19 protein-coding genes are annotated in these 22868 nt (G+C 62.1%); 7 read left to right on the top strand and 12 right to left on the bottom strand.

The features are described 5' to 3' along the window. Positions 1-77: 77 nt before the first annotated feature. Positions 78-1790 carry a tetratricopeptide repeat protein gene (locus JMY28_RS14570; protein WP_201696628.1) on the bottom strand — a complete coding sequence of 571 codons (1713 nt, stop codon included), beginning with the start codon at positions 1788-1790 and terminating at the stop codon, positions 78-80. Between the two features lie 194 nt (positions 1791-1984). Between JMY28_RS14570 and JMY28_RS14565 the strand changes: the two genes are divergently transcribed. Then, positions 1985-2383, top strand: coding sequence for a GFA family protein (locus JMY28_RS14565; RefSeq protein WP_201696627.1), 399 nt, complete (start codon positions 1985-1987; stop codon positions 2381-2383). Between the two features lie 15 nt (positions 2384-2398). On the opposite strand, the gene JMY28_RS14560 is transcribed toward JMY28_RS14565, so the two are convergent. Next, complete coding sequence (locus tag JMY28_RS14560; RefSeq protein ID WP_201696626.1) at positions 2399-3310, bottom strand: LysR family transcriptional regulator; 912 nt, start codon at positions 3308-3310, stop codon at positions 2399-2401. A 135-nt stretch (positions 3311-3445) separates the two neighbouring features. Between JMY28_RS14560 and JMY28_RS14555 the strand changes: the two genes are divergently transcribed. Then, complete coding sequence (locus JMY28_RS14555; protein WP_201696625.1) at positions 3446-4345, top strand: aldo/keto reductase family oxidoreductase; 900 nt, start codon at positions 3446-3448, stop codon at positions 4343-4345. An 11-nt stretch (positions 4346-4356) separates the two neighbouring features. Here JMY28_RS14555 and JMY28_RS14550 read toward each other — a convergent pair whose 3' ends face one another. Then, entirely contained in the window at positions 4357-5262 is a 906-nt protein-coding gene (locus JMY28_RS14550; protein ID WP_201696624.1) for a LysR family transcriptional regulator, read from the bottom strand. 95 nt (positions 5263-5357) lie between these two features. Here JMY28_RS14550 and JMY28_RS14545 point away from each other — a divergent pair, with 95 nt between their 5' ends. After that, the gene (locus JMY28_RS14545) at positions 5358-6638 is read left to right on the top strand and encodes an MFS transporter (RefSeq protein ID WP_201696623.1); all 1281 of its coding nucleotides are present in this window, start codon (positions 5358-5360) and stop codon (positions 6636-6638) included. A 143-nt stretch (positions 6639-6781) separates the two neighbouring features. Here the strand turns inward: JMY28_RS14545 and JMY28_RS14540 are convergent, their stop codons facing one another. After that, positions 6782-7006 (bottom strand): hypothetical protein, encoded by a 225-nt coding sequence (locus tag JMY28_RS14540; protein ID WP_028205419.1) that lies wholly within the window; start codon positions 7004-7006, stop codon positions 6782-6784. 395 nt (positions 7007-7401) lie between these two features. On the opposite strand from JMY28_RS14540, the gene JMY28_RS14535 reads away from it, so the two are divergent. The 4 genes from JMY28_RS14535 to JMY28_RS14520 all read left to right on the top strand — a co-directional run bounded on the left by JMY28_RS14535 (position 7402) and on the right by JMY28_RS14520 (position 11979). Then, positions 7402-8037 (top strand): LysE family translocator, encoded by a 636-nt coding sequence (locus JMY28_RS14535; protein ID WP_201696622.1) that lies wholly within the window; start codon positions 7402-7404, stop codon positions 8035-8037. A gap of 779 nt (positions 8038-8816) precedes the next feature. Further along, positions 8817-9566 carry a maleate cis-trans isomerase family protein gene (locus JMY28_RS14530; RefSeq protein ID WP_328809404.1) on the top strand — a complete coding sequence of 250 codons (750 nt, stop codon included), beginning with the start codon at positions 8817-8819 and terminating at the stop codon, positions 9564-9566. Positions 9567-9823: 257 nt separating this feature from the next. Next, on the top strand, positions 9824-10882 hold the full coding sequence (locus JMY28_RS14525) for an NAD(P)-dependent alcohol dehydrogenase (protein WP_201696621.1): 1059 nt from the start codon (positions 9824-9826) through the stop codon (positions 10880-10882). Positions 10883-11226: 344 nt separating this feature from the next. After that, positions 11227-11979, top strand: a complete 753-nt coding sequence (locus JMY28_RS14520; RefSeq protein ID WP_201696620.1) for a phosphate/phosphite/phosphonate ABC transporter substrate-binding protein — start codon at positions 11227-11229, stop codon at positions 11977-11979. A 15-nt stretch (positions 11980-11994) separates the two neighbouring features. Here JMY28_RS14520 and JMY28_RS14515 read toward each other — a convergent pair whose 3' ends face one another. The 8 genes from JMY28_RS14515 to mqo all read right to left on the bottom strand — a co-directional run bounded on the left by JMY28_RS14515 (position 11995) and on the right by mqo (position 22855). Next, complete coding sequence (locus tag JMY28_RS14515) at positions 11995-14010, bottom strand: FUSC family protein (RefSeq protein WP_201696619.1); 2016 nt, start codon at positions 14008-14010, stop codon at positions 11995-11997. Positions 14011-14322: 312 nt separating this feature from the next. Further along, the gene (locus tag JMY28_RS14510) at positions 14323-15171 is read right to left on the bottom strand and encodes an oxidoreductase (protein WP_201696618.1); all 849 of its coding nucleotides are present in this window, start codon (positions 15169-15171) and stop codon (positions 14323-14325) included. 224 nt (positions 15172-15395) lie between these two features. Then, a complete protein-coding gene (locus tag JMY28_RS14505) occupies positions 15396-16289 on the bottom strand; it encodes a LysR family transcriptional regulator (protein ID WP_201696617.1) in 894 nt (297 codons plus the stop codon). Positions 16290-16520: 231 nt separating this feature from the next. Next, entirely contained in the window at positions 16521-17342 is an 822-nt protein-coding gene (locus JMY28_RS14500; protein WP_236596872.1) for an alpha/beta fold hydrolase, read from the bottom strand. A 273-nt stretch (positions 17343-17615) separates the two neighbouring features. Further along, positions 17616-19352: a ubiquinone-dependent pyruvate dehydrogenase gene (gene poxB, locus JMY28_RS14495; RefSeq protein WP_201696616.1), complete on the bottom strand. Its 1737-nt coding sequence runs from the start codon at positions 19350-19352 to the stop codon at positions 17616-17618. Positions 19353-19403: 51 nt separating this feature from the next. Next, the gene (gene fumC, locus JMY28_RS14490) at positions 19404-20864 is read right to left on the bottom strand and encodes a class II fumarate hydratase (protein WP_201696685.1); all 1461 of its coding nucleotides are present in this window, start codon (positions 20862-20864) and stop codon (positions 19404-19406) included. A gap of 65 nt (positions 20865-20929) precedes the next feature. Further along, a complete protein-coding gene (locus JMY28_RS14485; RefSeq protein ID WP_201696615.1) occupies positions 20930-21319 on the bottom strand; it encodes a tautomerase family protein in 390 nt (129 codons plus the stop codon). 36 nt (positions 21320-21355) lie between these two features. Then, positions 21356-22855: a malate dehydrogenase (quinone) gene (mqo, locus tag JMY28_RS14480; protein WP_201696614.1), complete on the bottom strand. Its 1500-nt coding sequence runs from the start codon at positions 22853-22855 to the stop codon at positions 21356-21358. Positions 22856-22868: the final 13 nt, after the last annotated feature.

Genomic DNA, 22868 nt, shown 5'->3' with positions numbered 1-22868 from the left:
GCCAACAATAGACTTTCCAGACGATTACAAATGTGCGACACCTAACTTGCCGGTAAGGGTCGCCGTTGCCTCGCTCCCTACGTCCGCGCGCGCGGTCCCGCCAGCGCGGCGAGCGCCTCCTCCACACGCTGCAGGACCTCGCCCCACGCACCGTTCTCGCTCTGACGGAAAAGCCGCGCCGTTGGATACCATGGCGAATCGACCCGGTCCCCGAGCCAGCGCCAGCACGCCGCGTAGCGCGACAGCACCCACACCGGCTTGCCGAGCGCACCGGCCAGGTGCGCCATCGACGTGTCCACGGTAATCACGAGATCGAGATTCGCGACGATCGCCGCGGTATCGGCGAAATCGCGCACATCGTCCATTGGGTCGAACGGGCGCAAGCCGGCGGGAATGACGGCGAGCTGCGGCCGCGTCGTCGCACCGAGTTGCAGGCTCACGAAGGTCACGCCCGGCGTGCGCAGCAGCGGGATGAACGCGCTGGCGTCGAGCGAGCGGCGCTGGTCGATGGCGTTTGCACTCGCCGTGTCCTCGCCCGCATTGCCGGCCCACACGAGGCCAACCTTCAGGGCGCCCGCGGGCAGCCGGCTGCGCCAGGCCTCGGCGTGCGACGCGTCCGCGTGCAGATACGGCACGCGCGCCGGAATCGACGCGACCGTGGTGCCAAAGCGCAGCGGCAGGCTCATGCTCAGGCACCAGAAGTCGTGGCGCTCGATGCGACCCTGGCCGTTCAGCGAAATCACGCAGTCGGCCCCCGCGAGCGTTTCGAACAACCGCGCGAGCGCCGGCGCGCAGGCGATGCTCACCTGCGCCGCGCCCAGCGCCTTGAGCATCGGCACGTAGCGACAGAATTGCAGGCAGTCGCCGAGGCCCTGTTCGGGCCACACGAGAATCGACTTGCCTGCAAGCGCTTCGCCTTGCCACTGCGGATACGGCACGGGCGGGCGCGCGACGCCGCCCTCGCCTAGCGACGGTTCGTGGCGCGCTTCGTACAGCGGCCACGCCGCCTCGTACGCGCCCAGACGCAGCAGCGGCAACGCCAGGTTCACGCGCGCCGCCGCGTAGTCGGGACGCAGCGCGAGCGCGCGCTGATACGGCTCGATCGACGCCTCGACCCGACCGAGTTGCCAAAGCGCGTTGCCAAGGTTGTTGTGGACTTCGGCATGGCGGTCGTCGAGCGCCAGGGCGCGGCGGCATGCCGCCTCCGAGTCAGGCAGGCGGTTCATCTCCTTGTACAGCAGGCCCAGGTTGTTCCATGCCGCGACGTGATCCGGATGCCGCGCGAGCACCGTAAGATACGCGGCTTCGGCTTGCTTCAGACGGCCTAGACGCCGCATCAGCAAGCCCTGATTGAGCAGCGCTGCGGCGTGATGCGGGTCGATCTCCAGCGCGCGTGAAAGCTCGGCTTCGGCTTCGTCAGCGCGGGCGTCATTCATCAGCGCGAGGGCGAGGTTGGCGCGCGCGGGCACGTCGTCGGGGCGGATCGACAGCACGCGCCGGTACGCGTGGACGGCGGCCGCGAAGCGTCCGCGGCGGTACAACCACGCGCCGAGTGTGTAGTACGCGTCGGCCCGCGCCTCGGGCGTGGCGAACGGCGGCGACGCGCGGTGCCGAGCGCCGCCGGCGAGCGTGCGAGCGGCCAACTCCAAAGCCCTTGCGTCGGCAGGCTGGGCATCCAGCACGCGTTCGAGCGCGTCGAGCGCCGCGTCGTGCCGGCCCGCCGTGTGCGCCGACAACGCGCCATGCCAGGCGGCGTCTATGGACGATGGTTGAGCGAGGGACGTGTTCATCGGCGTTCTCATAAGAGGCAAAGCGCTTGCGGCGCGAAGTCTCCCAATCTACGGGCGTCTCATAGTCGTGAACATTGGCAGAGTCCGAAAACGCGATACCGGCTCTTTACGCGCCCACACGCGCCCTTATACTGGCCGCTCGCGTCGCAGCCGGTCCGCGCGACGCCCTATCCGCTCATGTTCGCGAGGTTGTCATGCCACTCAAGGGAAGCTGCCTGTGTGGGGCCGTCCGCTACGAAGCCAACCGGCTTGCATCGCCGATTGCGCATTGCCATTGCGTGACCTGCCGCAAGGCGCAGGGCAGCGCCTACGCGAGCACGGCGCGCGTGATGCGCGAAGACTTCCGCTGGCTCGCGGGCGAGGCGCGGCTCACACGCTATGAGTCGTCCGAAGGCAAGTACCGCTATTTCTGCTCGACCTGCGGCAGCCATCTCATGGCCGAGCGTCCCGCGCAGCCGCATGTGATCCTGCGCGTCGCCACGCTCGACGACAATCCCGGCGCGCGCCCCGAGTTCCATATCTGGACGTCGCACGACGTCCCGTGGCTCACTGATGAAGGCGCAACGCCGCATCACCCTGAATGGGCGACGTGAACGATTCGACACAACTCAGGAGGCCGAATCGTCTTGCGCATTTTCCCTGACGAAGTCGACGAACGCGCGCAACGGCGCCGGCAGGTGCCGCCGTCCCGGATAGTAGAGAAACGGCCCCGGAAACGAGACGTCCCAGTCGTCGAGCAAGCGCACGAGCGCGCCGCTTCGAATATGCGGCAGCAACATCTCCTCAAACAGATACACAATGCCCACGCCGTCGAGCGCCATGTTGATCAGCAAGTCGAGCGCGGCGCCCGGGCGCACGACGAGCGGCGTAGGCGGATCGAGGCGCAACACTTCGCCATCGCGCTCGAAATGCCAGAGCGGCAGCGCGCCGCCCGCGAACTGCACGCGCAGGCAGGCGTGCCCGAGCAACTCGCGCGGATGTTCAGGCCGCCCGCGCGCCGCGAGATAAGCGGGCGAAGCGACCGTCGCGAAGCGCTCCACGCGCGGGCCGATGGGAATCGCGATCATGTCCTGCTCCAGCCGCTCGTCGTAGCGAATACCGGCGTCGCAGCCGAGCTGCAGCACGTCGACGAAGCCGTCCTCCACCACCACTTCCACACGGATCTCGGGATACGCGCGATGAAACGGCGCGAGCACGCCGGGCAGAATGGTGCGCGCCGCGCTCGCGGGCACGTTGAGCTTGAGCGTGCCCGCCGGCTTTTCGCGGTAGCCGTTGAGCACATCGAGCGCCGCTTCCATCTCGCTGAAGAGCGGCGTGATCGATTCGAGCAGGCGCCGCCCCGCTTCGGTCGGCGCGACGCTGCGCGTGGTGCGGTTCAAAAGGCGCAGCCCGAGCTTCGCCTCCAGCCTGCGCACCGCCGCACTCAGGCTGGAGGCTGAAACACCGCCCACGCGCGCCGCATCGCGAAAACCACCCGCGCGCGCCACTGAAACGAAAGCGGCCAGATCGTTCATTTCCATCGGCATCGTTCACCCCGCGCTGTTCGAACGTATTGAATTGTGCGAAATCATGCACAGCCTGTTCTGATCAGACGGGATTATCGGACAATTCGAACGCGCCCATACTGCGGACATTCGTCAACCGAGGAGTACGCAATGCCGAACCGCAAACCCGCGAGCACGTATGAGCTGGCCGGCCGTCAGGTGAACCGCATGGGCTACGGCGCCATGCAACTGGCCGGCCCCGGCGTGTTCGGGCCCCCGAAGGACCGCGCGCAGGCCGTCGCGGTGCTGCGCGAGGCCCTCGCGCTGGGCGTCGATCACATCGACACGAGCGACTTCTATGGCCCGCACGTGACGAACGAGATCATCCGTGAAGCGCTGCACCCGTATGCGCAGAACCTCACGATCGTCACCAAGGTGGGCGCCGTGCGCGACGACAAGGGCGCGTGGTTGCCGGCACTGGAACCCGTCGATATCGAGCGCGCCGTGCACGACAACCTGCGCAATCTGGGCCTCGAAGCACTCGACGTGGTCAACCTGCGCATCATGGGCGATGTCCACAAGCCCTCCGAAGGGCCCGTCGAAAAGCAGGTCGAAGCGCTTGCCCGGCTGCGAGAGCGCGGCCTCGTGCGCAACGTGGGCATGTCCAACGCCACCGCTGCGCAAATCGCGGCGGCGCAGCGCGTCGTGCCGATTGTCTGCGTGCAGAATCACTACAACCTCGTGCACCGCGACGACGACGCGCTCATCGACGCACTGGCCGCGCAGGGCATTGCCTACGTGCCGTTCTTTCCGCTCGGCGGCTTTACGCCGATTCAGTCTGCGACGCTTTCGTCGATCGCCGCTCGACTCGAAGTCACGCCGATGGCGCTCGCGCTGGCGTGGCTCCTGCGGCGTTCGCCCAACATCCTGCTGATCCCGGGCACGTCCACGCTTGCGCACCTGCGTGAGAACGTAGCGGCAGCCCAGCTCGATCTGGTCGACGAGGTGGTCGCCGAACTCGATGCCATCTGCAGCAGTGGCAATGGCGGCGGCGCAGCCGCGCACGCCTGAGCGCCGCGCCGTCACGCCATTTCGGCCATCTCCAGCTTGTTAGCCAGCGCGTCGCGAATGAGCGCGACCGGCCGCACGAGGCGTCCCGGCAACGCCCCGTGCACGAGCCATACGTTCAGTCCCGAGCGGAAGTCGGTCGCGTCGATGATCTGCAGCTGGTCGCGAAGGGGGCTGCGCGCGAGCGCCTGCGGCGCGGCAAGCCCGACGCCCATGCCGCGCGCGATCAGCGAAAGCTGCAACTCCGAGCCGAACGCCTCGACCGCCACATTGAACGGCAGGCCCGCCGTGCCCATGGCGCGGCTCAGCGCCGAGCGCATTCCGCAACCGTCCTGGTTCAGCACCCACGGGTGATGCGCGAGCGCGGCGAGCGTGGTGGGCTCGTCAGGCAAGCCGAACGAGCGCGCCGCGACGACGAGGGTCGGCGTGTAGCCGAGCTGGGTCGCGACAACGCTCGCCGGCGGCGCAACGGCGGCGGGCAGCAGGATGACCGCCACATCGAGCCGAGCGCGCTCAACCTCGTCGAGTAGCCCTGGCGACCAGCCCGCCCTCACACGCAGCGTCAGCTTGGGAAACTCGCCACGCAATTGATCGACGGGCTGCTCGAGCGCCAGCTCCGAGAGAAACGGCGGCACGCCGAGCTTGAGTTCGCCCGCGGGTTCGGTTTCCGGCGAGGCGACCGACATCAAGTCGTCGACCGCGCGCAGGACCGAGCGCGCGAGGCTGTACACCTCGTTGCCGGCGGCCGTGGGTTTGAGAGGCTTGCTCTGGCGGTCCAAAAGCTCGATGCCGAGCGTCGTTTCCAGGTTCTGCACGCGGCGCGTGAGGCCCGGCTGCGTGAGAAACAGTCTCTCTGACGCCCGCACGAGCGAGCCGCTTTCGACCACCGCCACGAAGGCTTCCAGATCTCGCGTGTTCACAACGACTCCGCATAAAGATTATCGAGATAATTCAATTGTCGCATAACGTGGGACTCCCTACGATACCTGGACTTCCCACGTTGCGGAGCGAATCGATGGAGCACCCTGCTGAAACCTGTACGCGCGTGATGGCGCGCGAAGCCACCCCCGTCAGCCATGCCACTCACGCCACGCTCACGCTGCCGATGACGCTGTTCTTCGCCGCCGCCGTCGGCGTAATCGTCGTCAATCTCTCGGCGGCCCAGCCGCTTGCGGGGCTCGTGAGCCAGTCGTTGCATCTGCGCCCGGAGTTCGTCGGCGCGGTCGCCATGCTGCCGCAGCTTGGGTACGCGGCCGGCCTGCTGCTGCTCGTGCCGCTTTGCGATCTGCTCGAAAACCGGCGCCTGATTTTCCGCACGCTCCTCACCTGCGCCGCCTTCCTCGCCCTCGCGGCACTGGCGCACTCGGGCCCACTCTTTCTCGCCGCCGCGTTCCTCGCGGGAGCGACCTCCAGCGTGATCCAGATGCTCGTGCCGATGGCCGCCTCGATGGCGCCCGAAAGCCAGCGTGGGCGGGCGGTAGGCAACGTGATGAGCGGCCTGATGCTGGGCATTCTGCTGTCGCGGCCGCTTGCGAGCCTGATTGCGGGAACGCTGGGTTGGCGTGCGTTCTACGGAATCGAAGCGGCAGCGGATGCCCTGCTCGCCGTGGTCCTCTTCCTGCGCACGCCACACCGGATACCAGCCGTGACTGCGCGCTACGGCGATCTGCTGTATTCGCTCTGGACGTTGCTACGCACCGAGCGCGTTCTGCGGCGTAGCGCCTTCCTCGCGGCGCTCGCGTTGGGCGCCTTCTCTGCGTTCTGGACCGCGGTCGCCCTGCTGCTGTCGCAGCCGCCGTTTTCGCTGGGCATGAACGGCATTGCCGCGTTCGCGCTGGCCGGCGCGAGCGGCGCGATCGTCACGCCGCTCGCGGGCCGGCTGGGCGATCGCGGCGCGGGGCGCGCGGTTCAATACGCCGCGCACGCGACGATGCTCGGCGCGGTCGTGCTGCTGGGCATAGCGGGCGCAGGCTGGGGCGGCTTTTCGGCCGCCGCGCATCCCGCGTTGGCGCTGGGTCTGCTCGTTGCGGGCGCAGCCTTGCTCGACGCGGGCGTCATCGCCGACCAGACGCTCGGGCGGCGCGCCATCAACCTGCTCAATCCCGCCGCGCGCGGGCGGCTCAACGCGATCTTCGTGGGGATGTTCTTCATCGGCGGCGCGGCCGGCGCACTCATGGCCGGCGCGGCATGGGCCTCGGCGCGCTGGAGCGGCGTGTGTTTCGTCGCCCTCGGCTTCACCGTAGCGGTCATCGCGCTCGGCTTCGTTTATCGCGCGTCGCCGGCCTCTGCCCGCTAGTGCCCTGCCCGGCGCACCAATGAAAAAGCCGCGGCTGTTCTGCCGCGGCTTTCCTGTATCTGAACTGCCACTCACGTATCCAATGACATGAAGCGAAGCGCGCCCGACTCCCCGGTCAATCCGTCACGCGCGCGGCGAGGCGCTCACGTCTGCTGATCCGACCCGTCCGCGGGCTGCGCGGTGTTGTCGTCGGCGGGCTTTTCGTCTTCCTTCTTCTCGACTAGCTGCTCGACTTCCTTGGCTCCCTCGAAACCGGCAACTGCCGCAGCGGCCTTGGTCAGAAAGCCTGCGTTCGGATCGAGCTTCTCGGCGCCTTCCACTGCGGCCACCGCACCGGCAATTTCACCCACTTTGTCCAGAATGCCCATATCACCCCTCCAGTTGAAACCCGCTCCGGGCTGACGAGGCGATGTCTCGCCCCCCGTGCGCCGCACCTTCCCATCCAGCGAGCGCGCCGCTTCATTGTGTGCCTGCCCGATGGACGCATCAATCACTAACTCATTAATCTGACAATGGTTAACGATTCAATATACGAACGTATATTGCGATGCGTCAATGCCTTGACTATAGTGAGGTTGTCTCCTCGATGTCTCCATTGGCATGGTTCAAGCCCGCACTCGCTGCGGGCTTTTCTTTTTCGTGGCCGCACTTTGGCCCGATGGGGCGTTGCACCCGGCCTGCGGGCCGCCGCCAGGCGCGCGCCGTCCGCTGGCATAATTCACCCTTCGCCGTTTTTCCAGCCCTCTTTCTTTTCGCCGCTGCAATGAATCTGCATACCTGGTGGCTGTTCCTCGTCACCGTCTTCGTCGTCTGCGCCATCCCCGGTCCCAACATGTTGCTCATCATGTCGCACGGCGCGCAGTACGGACTGCGCCGCACGAGCGCAACCATGGCCGGCTGCCTTTCCGCCCTTGTCCTGATGCTGGCCGTCTCCGCAGCCGGGCTCGGCGTATTCCTGCAGGCATGGCCGACCATGTTCAACGCGCTGCGTTTCATCGGCGCGGCGTACCTCGTGTACCTGGGCATCAAGGCGTGGGGCGCCCCCGCGCCGGAGGCCGCCGCCGACGTTGCCGAGCGCGTGGCCGCGCGCCCCGTGCGCTCGCCGCTTGCGCTCTATCGCAACGGCTTTTTCGTTGGCGGCAGCAACCCGAAGGCGATCCTTTTCGCGGCGGCGCTGCTGCCGCAGTTCATCGACGCGACCCGCCCGGTGCTTCCCCAGTTCGGCGTGCTCGTAACGACCTTCGCCGTGTGCGAAGTGAGCTGGTATCTCGTCTACGCGGGTTTCGGCACGCGCATCGGCGCGACGCTCAAGAGCCGGCGCGTGGCGAAAGCGTTCAATCGCGTGACGGGCGGCGTGTTCGTCGGCTTCGGCGCGATGATGGCGTTGTTGCGCCAGTAAGACTGGGCGAGCGGCGCGGGAACTGGTGCGGGAACCATAAAACTTTAACTTTGGACTTTAATGCTTCCTTCTTGCGGCCCAAGCGCGGAGTCGCACCACGTTAGTGCGTAAGGCATTACTGAAAATATTTCATTTTACTTTCTTGAATGCATTCCTTACTCCCCGGGGTGCTCAAAGTCTCTTCTTCGCCCACGGTAGGTGAATGCCACACGACGCGTCGTTTTTTGCCAGTCCGAGCGAAAACAAAGTTATTAAGACTGCCTGAGGCAAGTTGCTTCGTCGCGGCACATCAACACCGAGATCACGCGCATTTCTCGTGCGCAGCCGCCGACCCAACGACGGACAGATTCGCGACGCGTTCAGGGTTTCGTTTCTTCAATATCATCGTGATCTCGATCTCGTCGTCTGACGCATGATTAGTTTTGCAACGCATCAATTCACCAAGCGAAATATCAAAAACAGCAGGTAGCCGGATTAGTTACGGCAACAAAAATCCCGAGAAAGACTCGATAGCCGTTTTCATCGATTTTTTTCCGGAAACGCCGCACTGCGACGTATTTCGCCTCAATCCAGTATGTTGATGTCCATCGCGGTTGACGATGTCTGCATTGAAGGCAGGAGCATTCCGCTGACTTTGGCAAATGCCACGCATGAGCACATCCAGCCAACGTACCCGTTTCAAATACCTGAAACACGTACCCCATAGTCGCGAGGGCAGCTCACATAAATCTATTCACAGCCTCTGCTTGCGCGTCACGCTGCTTTATTCGAGGACTGACATGACTTCCCATTTCCGCATCGGCCAAATTGTGCCTAGCTCAAACACTACGATGGAAACCGAAATACCGGCGATGCTTCGAGCCCGCGAAGGAATCAGGCCCGAACGATTCACCTTCCATTCGAGCCGGATGAGAATGCATAAGGTGACGAAAGAAGAGCTGATCGAAATGAACAAGCAGGGCCTTCGCTGCGCAGCGGAGCTGGCGGACGCGCGTGTGGACGTGATGAGCACTGCCTGTCTGGTCGCCATCATGTCTATGGGACACGGGTACCACCGGCAAACCGAGCGCGAACTCACCGAAGTCGCACGCGCGAATGATTGCCTTGCGCCGGTCATGACTTCGGCCGGCGCGCTGATCGAAGGCCTGAAAATCCTCGGCGCCCGACGAATTTCCCTCATGGCTCCTTACATGCGGCCGCTAACCGACCTCGTCGTTTCATACATCGAAAACGAAGGTATCGAAGTGATCGACTCTATCTGCTTCGAGATTCCTGACAATCTTGAAGTCGGATTGCGCGATCCTTTGAAGCTGGTCGATGATGTCCGCCGACTGAATACGGATGGTGCGGATGTCGTCGTGGCGTCTGCGTGCGTGCAAATGCCGTCGCTGCCAGCGATCCAGCGTATCGAAGACATGCTTGGAATCCGAACGGTCTCGACGGCGGTTTGCACCGCCCGCGGAATGCTCGATCGTCTCAAGCTTGAACCCGTCGTCCCACAGGCGGGGGCATTACTTTCTGGCACGTAATGGGCGCCGACGAGGCAAGAAAGCGGCGCGGCCCATTATGCCGTTTCTTTGCATACGGCATTTGGATTTCGCCTCTTTTTGAGTAACAGCCTAACTCCTAGACTTCGATCCCTGGTTGGAGACGATCGCTCACCGAAATCAAGACGGCGGTGCCGCCGCGCCGAGTCCTGCCGCGGGGTGCGACCATCCATCGTCAATCGCTCGAAACGGCGATTTCACTCCGGCTACGCTGGCTGGAGTTCAACTTGAGGAAAGGAATGATGATGAAAGCAGCGCGTTTGCACGAGTTCGGCAAACCATTGGTCCTGGAAGACATCCCCATCCCCGACATCCAGGCCGATGAAATCCTCGTCAAGGTGACGGCCTGCGGCGTGTGCCGCACCGACGCGGAACTGATCGATGGGTACTTCCTGAAGTACTTCGACATTCCGACACCCATCACGCCCGGCCATGAGATCACCGGCGTCGTATCTCGCATCGGACAGCAGGCTTCTGGCGCGGGCTTGCAGGAAGGCGATCACGTGGTCGTCGTTCCGGGCTGGGGTGACGGCACCTGCCGTCATTGCCAGGTCGGCAATACCCAGCTGTGCCCCAACGTGCGCTTCCCTGGCTTCGGGCCGCATGGTGGCTACGCCGAATACATACCCGTGCCCGCTCGCTATCTGATCAAGGTGCCACGTGAGCTTTCGTTCGAACACCTCGCACCGCTCACGGACGCGGGCCTGACACCCTATCGCGGAGTCAAGAAGCTGCTCAACGCCGATGCGCTCGGCCCGGAGCGCGTGCTCGGCGTATTCGGCATGGGCGGCCTCGGCGGCTACGGCGTGCAATACGCAAAACTGCTCGGCGGCGGGGTCAAGATCGTCGCATTCGATCAGGACGCGGAAAAGCTTGCCCGGGCCGAGGGCTACGGCGCGGATTTCGCCATCAATTTCAAGGACGCGTCCAAGGCCGATATCGAAGCCGAGTTGTTGAGGCTCACGGGACAGCCGGTGCTGGACGGCATTCTCGATTGCGTCGGCGCGCCCGATCTGATGCAGCTCGGTTTCAGCCTCCTCGGCACGAGCGGCCACTATGTCGATGTGGGACTGATGGGCGATCGTGTCGACATCCCGCTGTTTCCCCGCATCAATCGGGAGCAGACCTTCTACGGCTCGAACTGGGGGAATTACATCGATCTGAGCGAGGTCATGGCGTTGGCCGCGGCGGGCAAGATCCAGCACACGACCACCCCGATTCGCCTCGAGCAGCTCAATGAAACGCTTGATCGCCTGCGCGAAGGCACGCTGGTCGGCCGGGCTGTCGTCATCTTCTAGCGGGTGCTGCGCCCAGGCATGCCTGGTACACGCCGCACCGGCGACGCCTCACGTGGAGCGTCGGTGCGGCCTGTGCATTTTGCTTTCGCGATAGACGACGATCGATACGACGGGTTCGGTAGTTGACTAGTCCTGGTCAGGCCAAGCGAATCGTGCGTTTCGAAAAAAAGGATCTCATTTCCGACACCGTCATTTTTTCGATCCAGATAGAATTAAACGATCAAATAACGAATTAAAAAATTCTATCGATTCAATCGCAATATCGATTTTTATCCAGCCAACCAGGAACATGCTAAATCAGCGCTGGTTTTCGACCTCGCCTTCAAATGGAGCAGGTGGTAAATATGGCCACGCAGAATCTGACGTTTCTTCTGAACAAGAATCTGGACTTCCCCGTCACCGACGAACCCTGGACAAGTCTTCTATCCGGGACAGGCATGACCGCCGAGGCGACGACGGACATTCCAGAGATGAACCGGCTACTCGAGGAGGGCGGCCCGAATATGGCATATGTCCCGGGGGCGGGATTCTGCGTGATGATGAGAAAGGGTAATCCGCACTATCGCGGCCTTGTCATTGCAACGTCGAAGTTCTCCGGCCAACCCGCTCAACGCACGCTTCTTGTGGTGCGCCATGACGATCAGGCAAGCAATATCGACGACCTTGAAGGATCGACATATGGTTATCTGAACAGGTCCTGTTCTTCCAGCTTTTTCCCTCCTGCAATCATGTTGAACGAGAAAGGAAAGAAGCTTGAGACTTTCTTTGAACTCAAACAGGTTGCTGGATGGCAGGACCGGGTCGATGCTGTTGTCGCGAAGTCCATTCGCGCAACGATGATTCTGGAAGACGTGTGGAAGATGACGCCCGGGAACGCGCAGGTGACGAAGGTCGTCGGCGAATATGACACTTGCGTCCCAGCCGTCCTGATCGTACGCAAAGATCTTGATCCAGACGTCGTGACGACGTTTCAAGAACATCTCTTGAGCTACATGCCGGACTGGAAAAACGTCTACGGTGCGTTTCGCCCATTTTACTTCGCCGATATCCAAACCTTTTACCACCAGCTTTGCCAGCTACCGGTAGACGAGGTTTAACTGGCGAGTCAGCGATTATCCGTTGGAAACGTAGGCATTGAACGCGCTTACGAAGTTACGTATTGCCTGTCCGAGGTCGCCTTCAGCGCCTTCGTCCGGGAGTGCCTTCGGCAATTGCCAGCGGGTCCGGGAAGCCAGCGCTTGCAGCACTTGGGCTGTCATCTCGTCATAGCCGTCCGCCCTTTGGCGATTGAATGCGTCCGGATCTCCCTCCCGCAGGACTTCAAGCACGGCAGCCGCACCGCAAACAGAACGCAAAGCCACGATGACGTCGCGCAGGTGTTCAAGCGATGCCGATCGCCAACGACCTTCCAGGAGCATGCGCTCGCGTGCGGCTTCCAGGCGAGTGCTTGCCAGCCCCGCATCTCGTTGCAAGTGATCGAGCTTCGCTGCCGAGCCGCCGTCCAGGCGCAGCGTGGCGGACACAAAGCGCATATTGGCGGAAATCGCCGCCGATATTGCCGCGTTAAGCACGTCACTACCCCGATCGGGCCACAAGACGAAGCTGGCCGCCACACCCACGATCGCGCCAATGACTTCGTTGATAAAGCGTGCCGCAATCAAACCGCCAGTTGGATGGATGAAATCGGAAACCAGCATGAACATGGGACAGAGAAATACCACGAACAAGCCGTAGCTCACCAGCCTCGCGGCAATGGCCGCAGCGGCAAGCGGCAGGATAGCGAGGAGCATGGCGCCCGGCCCCGGGAGCGTCGCCAGAAGTATGGCGGCAATCAGTCCTCCGACGAGGCTGCCACTTGCTCTCTCCAGAACGCGCAGCCAGGCGTTGGCGGAAATCGGTTGCGTCACGATGATCGCCGCGAGCGCGCCCCAATAGGCAAGCGTGACATTTAGCCAGGTACCCATGGCAAAGGCGACGACAGTTGCCGTCGCAACTCTTAGCGCGTGGCGCCAGACGACGGGGTCGATGGCATAGCTGCTTCGCGCGGCGGCCGCCGGGGGTTCCTTGCTACCGGCGTCCGGCACGGCGCCACCCTCAGCGAGCCGGACGATGGCGCTTGCCGCAAAAGTCACAGAACGCGCCTCCGCCTCTTCGTGACCGGCACTTTGGCGCAAAAGCGCGTTCGCCTGCTCGACCACCGCGTCGGGAAGCGGACGATCCAGGAGGGCGTGATTGCCAAGCGCTTCCAATACCTGCTGTAGTCCTTGCAACAAGTCCCGGGATCCCGCGTCGAGGGCCACCCGGGATAACCGCCGGGAGTGACCGAAGGCAATCAAGGCGGAAAATATTCTGCCGGCGGTATCGATATACGCACCGAGCCGCGATCCGTTGCAGGTGTCGAGCGCCACCAACGCCCTTCCCCGTTCGATGGACATGCGGACACCCCGCCGGTGAACGGTGTCGAACACATCCCAACCGGCGACGTCAGTCCCAGGGAGCGAATCGAGCGCCTGTAAAAAGCCAGCCATGATCTCCAGTCTTCCGAAGATCGTCGATAGCATGAGATTGCCGGATTGTCGAAACGGAATGGGACAGAGAAAGACACAGAACAGTATCGTCCAGGCGGAACCAAGCAAAAAATATCCGCCTAGTTCGAGCGCGCCGGCCAAAGGCCTGGCTAATGCAATCCCTATGACGACGGCGAGTGAGGCAATCAAGCCCGCCTGCGTCGGCATCGGCCCAAGAGAGGCGCTATACGATCGTGTTAGTCCACATAGAAAGACCAGGACGAACAATGTGGCGAGGCTCGCGATATAGCCCCAACTCGCCGCGTAGGCAGAGAGCGGCATGACGATCGCGCCCAGGACCGTGAACATGCCCATCGCTTTGAGGCGGGCGGTTGTTTCCCCTTGGGGATCGCACAGGCAATTCCAGAAAGCCGCCACGGCGCCCAGCGCAATCTCGGGCCGTGCCAGCAATAGCGCCGCAACGAGCATCGGCGCCATCGCCACAGCAGCACGTACGCCCTCCGCAATCGCTATACGCTCGGGCGTGACGGCAAAGACATGACCTTCCGCCCTGAAGGTCCGGCGACTGACCATCGATACAAGCTTGGCAAGGTTGTACATGGCACCTTCGCTTGACGCAAACGTTGATATGGACGGCACGCGCCGCCCAGACGAAACGTCGTCTTCGCGCCCACCGTTGCCCACATTGATGCTTACGCCCCGTCGCAACGTTCGAGCATTGCCGGGAATCCTCATCAAGGCGCGTTTGACCGTTCTCGAAGGCGGCTGGCGTAGCACGAAATATGAGCGTCACTGGCCCTCCCTGCGGACCAGCTGGCCCGCGTAAGCCCGATGATCACCCGCTCGACGTCGTGCCGCCACGGATCCCTCAATGTACCGGATCCGTGGCAGCCAGCCATCAACAATGCTGCGTTACCTGGCGTCAAAGTCCGCCGACAAGCTCAAATCGCGAAGGCTTTCAATATCCTTAGTGAGCTTTTGCAGATAGTCCACGACCGTGTTGAAGCCCCACGCGCCCAGCACCAGGTGGCGCGGCGCTTCTGCGTTGCGCGCAATCGCGATCATCGCTTCGCCCGCCCGCACCGGGTCGCCCGGTTGCGTGCCGCTCCCCTGCTTCGTTCCTGTGTGGCGCTTACCGGCGGTCTGCGCATAGTCCTCGATCTGCGTCAGCGTCTGACGCAGTGAGCGGCCCGCCCAATCCGTGCGGAACGGACCGGGCTCAACACACGTCACGCCAATGCCCAGCGGCTCCAGTTCGGCGCGCAGCGAGTCCGACCAGCCCTCTACGGCGTGCTTGGAGGCAGCATAGTAGCCCGAGCCCGGAAAGCCGATGAAACCGGCCACGGAACTGATGTTGATGATGTTGCCGCTGCGTTGTGCGCGCATGAGCGGCAGTACGGCGCGCGTCATCGCGAAGAGGCCGAATACGTTGGCGTCGAATTGTGCGCGGATCTCGGCTTCCACGCCCTCCTCGCCCGTGCTTTGATAGCCGTAGCCGGCATTGTTCACGAGCACGTCGATACGTCCGAATTTCTCGCGCGCCGTCGCCACTGCGGCCTCGATCTCGGCTGGCTTCGTAACATCGAGAGCAAGCGCCACGGCGCGGTCTTCTGCACCGCTCACGATATCGGCGACGCTCGAAACGTCACGCGCCGTGACAACGGCTCGCCAGCCGCGCTTGATGATCAGCGTGGCGAGCGCGCGACCAAGACCGGTTGAACAACCGGTAATAAACCAGACGGGAGTGTTAGATGTTGACATGGTATATCCCTGATAAAGACGTGCGATTGCGCGGTTAAAGCGGGACTTCGCAAGCCCATCCACCGCGGAGTCCTCACACCGGATACGGCGTCGCTCCGGCATGGCGTTGCAGTATAGGAGTCCGTTTGTTTGTGAAAAAGCCGCACAATGCGAATACGCCATGTGACGAATCCACATAATGCACGGATCAGAACGCGATCGACGGGCACCGTCTGCGCATGACCCTATTTCAGGCGCTCACGCACGAAATCGATGAAAACGCGCAGCTTGCGCGGCATGCCGCTCGGGTTGTAGTAGTAGAGATAGAGCGCGCCGCGCGCGATCCAGTCGTCGAGCGCGTTCACGAGGCGGCCGGCCTCGAGATGCGGCTGCGCCAAACGATGCTGCAAATAGCCGAATCCAAGGCCGTCGAGCGCAGCCTGCAGAAGCAGATCATTGTCGTTCGTCGCCACGCGTCCCGCTACGGCAATGCTGATCTTCTCGCCACCCTTCTCGAACTCCCAGCGATACAGCGCCTTGGTGTCAGCGCTCCGATAATTGATGCAGTCGTGCTTGAGCAGATCGCGCGGATGCGTGGGGACCGTCTTGCCGCGCAGGTATTCGGGTGAAGCCACAATGCAAAAGCGCATATCGTCGACGATCTGCACCGCCACCATGTCCTGCGCCAGAACGTGATCGTAGCGAATACCGGCGTCGTACCCCTTGCTCGCGATATCAACGAGACTGTTATCGGATATCACTTCAATCTTGATATCCGGGTAGGCATTCATGAAATCCTTGAGTACCGGCAAAACGACCAGTGCGATTGCCGAACGCAGCACGTTCAGACGTAACGTGCCCATCGTCGCGCTGGACGCCCGGCCAACCTCGCTGAAAGCGAGATCGAGCTGCTCCATCAACGGCTGGATTCGCTTAAGGAAGTCGCTGCCGGCCTCGGTCAGGCTGACGCTTCGCGTGGTCCGGTTAAAGAGTTTCGCGCCCAGTTGATCCTCGAGACGCCGGATCGTGTAGCTCGCGACGGAGTTGGAGATCCCGAGCGCCTGCGCGGCCGCGCTAAAGCTTTGTTCCTCGGCAATCCGGGAAAACAATGAGAGCGCGGAGAGATCGGAACCGTTCATTGCAGCAGTTGCGGGATTTCGAGGCCGCCCTTTCCGAACCAATGTGATCTCATGCGATTTTCCCTTTGATGGAGTCGGACCGCGCTTCTGAGCGCTTCGCTCGCGCCGGAGTATAGAAGCGCGTCCGTCCACCAAAAAGCCGCGCATTGCGAATGGGCCATTCGACGAATTCGCATAATGCATGCGGGCGCGGCCGCCACTTCCCGATGCGCGCTCGCAGCTACACGCCATTCAAGCTTGCAAGAATTCGAGCAGGTCGGCATTGACCTTGTCGGCTTCCGTCGTACACATGCCATGGGGCGCGCCGGGATACACTTTCAAAGTCGAGTTCTTGATGATCTTCGCCGACATCCGGCCTGCCACGTTGACAGGAACGAACTGGTCGTCGTCACCATGGAGGATCAGCGTCGGCACATCGAACTTCTTCAGGTCGCCGGTGTAGTCGACCTCGAACTGCTTGACGCATTGATATTGTGCGAGGATGGAACCGCCCATGGCTTCGCGCCAGAATTCATCAATGGTGCCTTGTTCGACCTTTGCATTGGGACGATTGAACCCGTAGAACGGCAACGCCAGGTTTTTGTAGAACACCGACCGGTTGCCCGTGAGGTTCTTGCGAATGCCATCGAATGCGGATTCAGGCAAGCCGTCCGGATTATTTTCGCTCTTGAGCATAAGCGGCACGACCGCGCTGATCAGTACCGCCCTGGCAACACGTGACGTTCCGTGGCGCCCGATATAGCGAGCGACTTCGCCGCCGCCCATCGAGTGTCCAACGAGCGTGGCTCCCTTGAGATCGAGCGCGTTGATCACGGTTGCGAGGTCGTCCGCGTACGTGTCCACGTCGTTACCCGACGAAGACTGGCCGGAGCGGCCATGCCCGCGGCGATCGTGCGCGATCACGCGGTAGCCGTTCTGCACGAGAAACAGCATCTGCGCATCCCACGCGTCCGCATCGAGCGGCCAGCCGTGTGACAGCACCACCGGCTTGCCGCTGCCCCAATCCTTGAAGAAGATCCGTGTTCCGTCTTTGGCCAGAACCGAATCAGCCATGTAACGCTCTCCGTTTGCGGGACGCGACGCCGCGTGCGTATGCCCGTTGCGCACGGTCGCCTCAGCCATTGCAACGGCAGGAGCCGCGAATGCGGCGACCGCCACCCCCGCTCCGGCCGTCAGCACATAGCGACGATCGGATGAATGATTTGCACTTGATGTAGCCACGATTTCCCCTTTATTCAGGACGTTGGTTGAAGCAATCACCACGACACCATGTTATCGGGGGGCACGCTATCGTTCTTTCGGCAACGCACGCGTTTTATCGCGACGCTATCGAGAAAGCAGATTCTCTTTGGCGAGATCGACCACGGCGTCGCCGCGACCATTGATAATGGCCTGCAAAACCCAAAGGCTGAAACCCTTGATCTCTTTCAATCCGATTGTCGGCGGCAAGACCAGTTCCTGCTTCGCCGTCACCACGTCGAGGAGCGCCGGTCCATCATGAGCGAATAATTCAGACGCCGCTTCGGCCAGCTCTGCCGGGTCTTCGACTCGCCGGGCGCGAATGCCCAGGGACTCCGCCATTGCAGCAAAATCCGGATTCTCCAGATCGACGCCTGTTTCAAGAAATCCTGCGGCCTTCATTTCGAGAGCGACAAATCCAAGAACGCCATTGTTGAATACCACGACCTTCACCGGGAGATTGTGTTGCTTCAGGGTAATCAAGTCCCCCATTAGCATCGTCAGGCCGCCGTCGCCCGAGAACGTGACGACCTGCCTCATCGGCGCTTCATATTGCACCCCTATGGCCTGCGGTAGCGCATTCGCCATGGAACCGTGACAAAACGAACCGATCAGACGGCGTTGACCGTTCATTCGCAAGTAGCGTGCGGCCCAGACCGTCGTGGTGCCGACGTCGGCGGTGAATACGGCGTCATCGGTAGCGGTTTCGCTGATAACACGCGCCAGATATTGCGGATGAATCGGCTTGCTTCCCGGCGTGCCGACTGCAAGCTCGTCGAGTTCCTTGCGAACTCGCGCATAGTGCGCGAGCGCATCGCTCAGGAACCGCCGATCGGCTTTCCGGTTCAGCGCCGGCAAGAGCTGCAGAATCGTTCTGCGTACATCGCCAACAATGCCCAGTTCGATGGGAACTCGCCGCCCCAGGTTCTCGGCTCTCGTGTCGACTTGTGCGACACTGCACTGCGCGGGGAGAAACTGCTTGTATGGGAAATCGGTGCCGAGCATCAAGAGCGCGTCGCACGATTGCATTGCTGCATAGCCCGACGAAAATCCAATAAAACCCGTCATGCCAATGTCGAAGGGATTATCGTGTTCGACATACTCCTTGCCGCCGAGCGCATGAATGATGGGCGCACCGAGCACGTCGGCCAGTTTCATCAATTCCGCGTGGGCAGCCTTGCACCCTCGCCCGGCAAAAATCGCTACCCGTCGTGAAGCGTTCAGCAAGTCTGCCAGTTCGGTGATCGATGCGCTATCCGGCGAAATGTCGGGCGTGCCCAGCTTGATCCCTCCCGCTGAAATGACGCGCCTTTGCGGCGCATCCCGAAGCGCGACGTCGCCCGGAAGCACGATAACCGAAACGCCCTGACCGCCCACAGCGGCCCTGATTGCACTCTCCAGCACATACGGCGCCTGCTCGACCTCGCTGATGAGTTCGCAGTAGTGACTGCACTCCTGAAAGAGCGACTGCGGATGCGTTTCCTGAAAGTAGCCGCCACCAACCTCGATGGACGGAATATGCGCGGCAATCGCGAGAACCGGGGTTCTCGTTCTATGCGCGTCGAAAAGGCCGTTGATCAGATGGAGGTTTCCGGGGCCGCACGATCCGGCGCATACGGCCAGCTTGCCGGTCAATTGCGACTCGCCCGACGCCGCGAACGCGGCGCTTTCCTCGTGACGCACGCCGATCCACTCCATGTCCTCGTGTTGCCTGACCGCCTCCGTAATGCCATTGAGACTGTCTCCGACCACGCCGTATAGATGGTTGACGCCAGTGCGCGAAAGCGTCTCGACGAGATAGTCGGCTACATTTCTAACTTTCATATGGCCTCCGAAATGAAGGGAAGGACAAGGGAGGTTGGCGAACCCAGCTGGTCACGCTCCGGCCAGACCGTCGCCGATCATGTCTCGCGGAACGATGATCTTGTCGTACTGTTCTTCGGTCACCTTGCCCGACCTCAGCGCGGCCTCTCTGAGCGTGGCGCCCGTAGCCTGTGCGTCCTCCGCAATATGCGCAGCGTTCTGATAGCCGATCACGGGCGAAAGCGCCGTCACCAGCATCAGCGTACTGTTCACGTGCGCCGCTATTTTCTCTGCGTCGATTTCCGCCCCCTCGACAGAGTAAGTCCGGAACTTCTCGCAGCCATCGGCGAGAATGGTGGCGCAATGAAGGAAATTGTTGATGATCACCGGGCGCATGGCGTTCAGTTCGAAGTTGCCCTGACTTCCGGCGAACGCAATCGCGGTGTCCTCTCCAATCACCTGAATTGCGATCATGACGATCGCCTCACACTGCGTGGGATTCACCTTGCCGGGCATGATCGAGGAACCGGGCTCGTTGGCTGGCAGCCTCAGTTCTCCGAAGCCGCAGCGCGGGCCAGACGCGAGCCAGCGCATGTCGTTTGCGATTTTCAGCAGCGCCACCGCCTCGCCGCGCAGCGCCGCGGAAGCACGCACCATGGCGTCGAGCGATCCCTGTGCCATGAACTTGTTCGGCGCCGTAACGAATGGCTTGCTCGTCAGCTCGGCGATCTTTGCCGCGACTTTGCGTGAAAAGCCTTTCGGCGCATTGAGGCCAGTGCCCACGGCGGTACCGCCCAGCGCCAGTTCATAAAGACCCTCCCGCGCCTGTTCGATCTGCGCGACGCACGCACGTAGCTGCGCAGCCCACCCCGACCATTCCTGCCCAACGGAAAGCGGCGTCGCGTCCTCGAGATGCGTGCGGCCAACTTTCACCACATTCATCCAGCCTTGCGCTTTCCTGTCGATCGTTTCAGCGAGCTTCCCGAGTTCGGGCACGAGCCTCTCATCGATGATCGACAGCGCCGCGATATGCATCGCCGTTGGAAAGCTGTCGTTGGACGACTGCCCCATATTGACGTCGTCATTCGGGCCCACGGGTTGCTGAGTGCCGGGCGTGCCGCCAAGCAATTGAATTGCCCGGTTGGCGAGCACCTCGTTCATGTTCATGTTCGACTGGGTGCCCGAGCCGGTTTGCCAGACGTAGAGCGGAAAATGGTCATCCAGCTTTCCCGCGATTGCCTCGTCCGCGGCGCGCACGATGGCTTCGGCCTTCCATTGGGGCAAACGGCCCGCCTCTGCGTTCACGAGCGCCGACGCTTTTTTGACAACGCCATAGGCATGGTAGACCGCCTTGGGCATGCGGTCCCCGCCTATCGAAAAATGCTGGAGCGAGCGCTGGGTTTGCGCACCCCAGTACCGGTCGGCGGGTACTTCAACATCGCCCATGCTGTCGAACTCTCGGCGCGTGCCGGTCGCTTCAAGACCGATATCGACATTATTTAATGCCGGATGTTCGCTGGTTTGGTCTGGCATCATCTGGAACCTCTCAGCAGAGCGCCGTCGTTCATCATCGTCGGAATGACCGGTTTCCCGCAAAATCAGGATTCGGGAGCATATTGCGCGACGCCGTTACCGAACGACCAGTTCTCTCGCGGAACCTCGAGCAGACTGATAAAGACATCCTCTTTCCGAACGGCCGCGCGCTCGTTGAGCCCCGCCGCGATCTGCGCAACCAGTTTCTTCTTTTGATCGAGCGAGCGGCCCGTATTCATGGTGATCTGAATCGCAATGAACCCATCGGTACGTTTAATACCCAGATACTCGTCATTGAAAACGAGTTCGTGCGGCGAGTGCTCGGAAAAGACCTGAAAACGATCGTTCTGCAACGCGCCTATACCGAGGACTGCCTCATAAAGCACGTCGCTGATAGCGCCGCGTTGCGTGCCGTCATAATGTCCTGCAATGGTGTCGATTCTCACGAATGGCATGATAGGTTCCTTCCCGGATCGGTTGTGTGGGCGCTGTTAAACCGTACGCAGGCCAAGCACCGCGGCGGTGTCGGCGCGTGTTGCCCTGCATGCGGCCGCATCGCGCCTTAGATCGACGCCATAGGTCGGGATAATCTCTTTGAGCTTCGGCAGCCAACTGTCTTCGGTCAGCTTGTGCGCAAAGCACTTCTGCAGCAGTTCCAATGCAATGAACGCGGCCGTCGATGCCCCCGGTGAAGCGCCCAGCAATGCAACGATCGAATTATCCGTGGCGCCGAGCAGTGCGGTGCCGAACTGGAGCGTGCCCCCGCCTTCGTCGTCGGGCTTGATGATCTGAACGCGCTGGCCGGCAACGGCTTCGCGCCAGTCCTCGCGCCTCGCCTCCGGGTAAAACGCCTGGAGCGTCTCGAACTGCTCATGCGGCGTCTGCACGACCTGACCGACCAGATATTCCTCGAGCTTGAAGTTGCTGGCCGCGACGTCGAGCAGCGGCACGATATTCGACAGCCGCAGCGTCTCGAAGAAGTCGAGATACGACCCCTCCTTCAGGAACTTGCTGGAAAATCCGGCGTAGGGCCCAAACAGCAAGGAATGCTGACCATCCACCACGCGCATGTCGAGGTGAGGCACGGACATCGGCGGAGAACCGTGCGCGGCCTTGCCATAGACCTTGACGTGATGGCGTTGCGCGACGCCAGGCGCGTCGCAACGCAGCCAACGCCCGCTTACCGGGAAGCCGGCGTATCCATGTGCCTCGGGAATGCCCGACTTTTGAATGAGCGGCAGTGCCGCGCCTCCCGCCCCGATGAACACGAATTTCGCCACAGTACTGACTGTCTCGCCCGTTTCCTGGTCCTTCGCCAGAACAAGCCATCGGCCGTCGTCCTGGCGCTGGATATCGTCGACTTCGTGCTGGTAGTGAACGGTTGCGTATTGTTGCTTCTGCAACTTGTTGATCAGCAAATGGGTGAGCACCCCGTAGTCGACGTCGGCACCCGTCACCATGCGTGTGGCCGCGACGGGGTGATCGGCCGGGCGACCCTCCATGACGATAGGCGCCCATTGGCCAATCACCTCGCCGTCCTCACTGTGCTCCATGCCTTGCCAGCAATGATGCGCGGCCATCGCTTCGAAACGCTTGCGCAGAAACGCCACGTTCTCCTCTCCGACGACGAAGCTCATGTGCGGGCAGGCGCGGATGAAGGCCGACGGTTCGGCAATCGTCCCCGCGCGCACGAGATACGTCCATAATTGCCGCGAGAGATCGAACTCGACGTTGACCTCGAGCGCCTTCGAAATGTCGATGGAACCGTCCGGCTGCTCGGTGGTGTAATTCAACTCGCAATTCGCGGCATGTCCCGTGCCGGCGTTATTCCATCCGTATGAGCTTTCCAGCGCGCAGTCTTCGAGGCGCTCGAAAACTCCAATGGAAAGCGCGGGATCGAGATGGTTGAGCACGGTCCCAACGGTGGCGCCCATGATACCGGCACCGATAATCGCGACATCGACCTGACTGGGGACGGTCGTCTGACTCATTGAAGCGTCTCCT

The sequence above is a fragment of the Paraburkholderia hiiakae genome (genome assembly GCF_904848665.1).
Taxonomy (GTDB): domain Bacteria; phylum Pseudomonadota; class Gammaproteobacteria; order Burkholderiales; family Burkholderiaceae; genus Paraburkholderia; species Paraburkholderia hiiakae.
The sequence above is the reverse complement of the archived record's forward strand: the minus strand, read 5'-3'. Positions and strand labels throughout refer to the sequence as shown.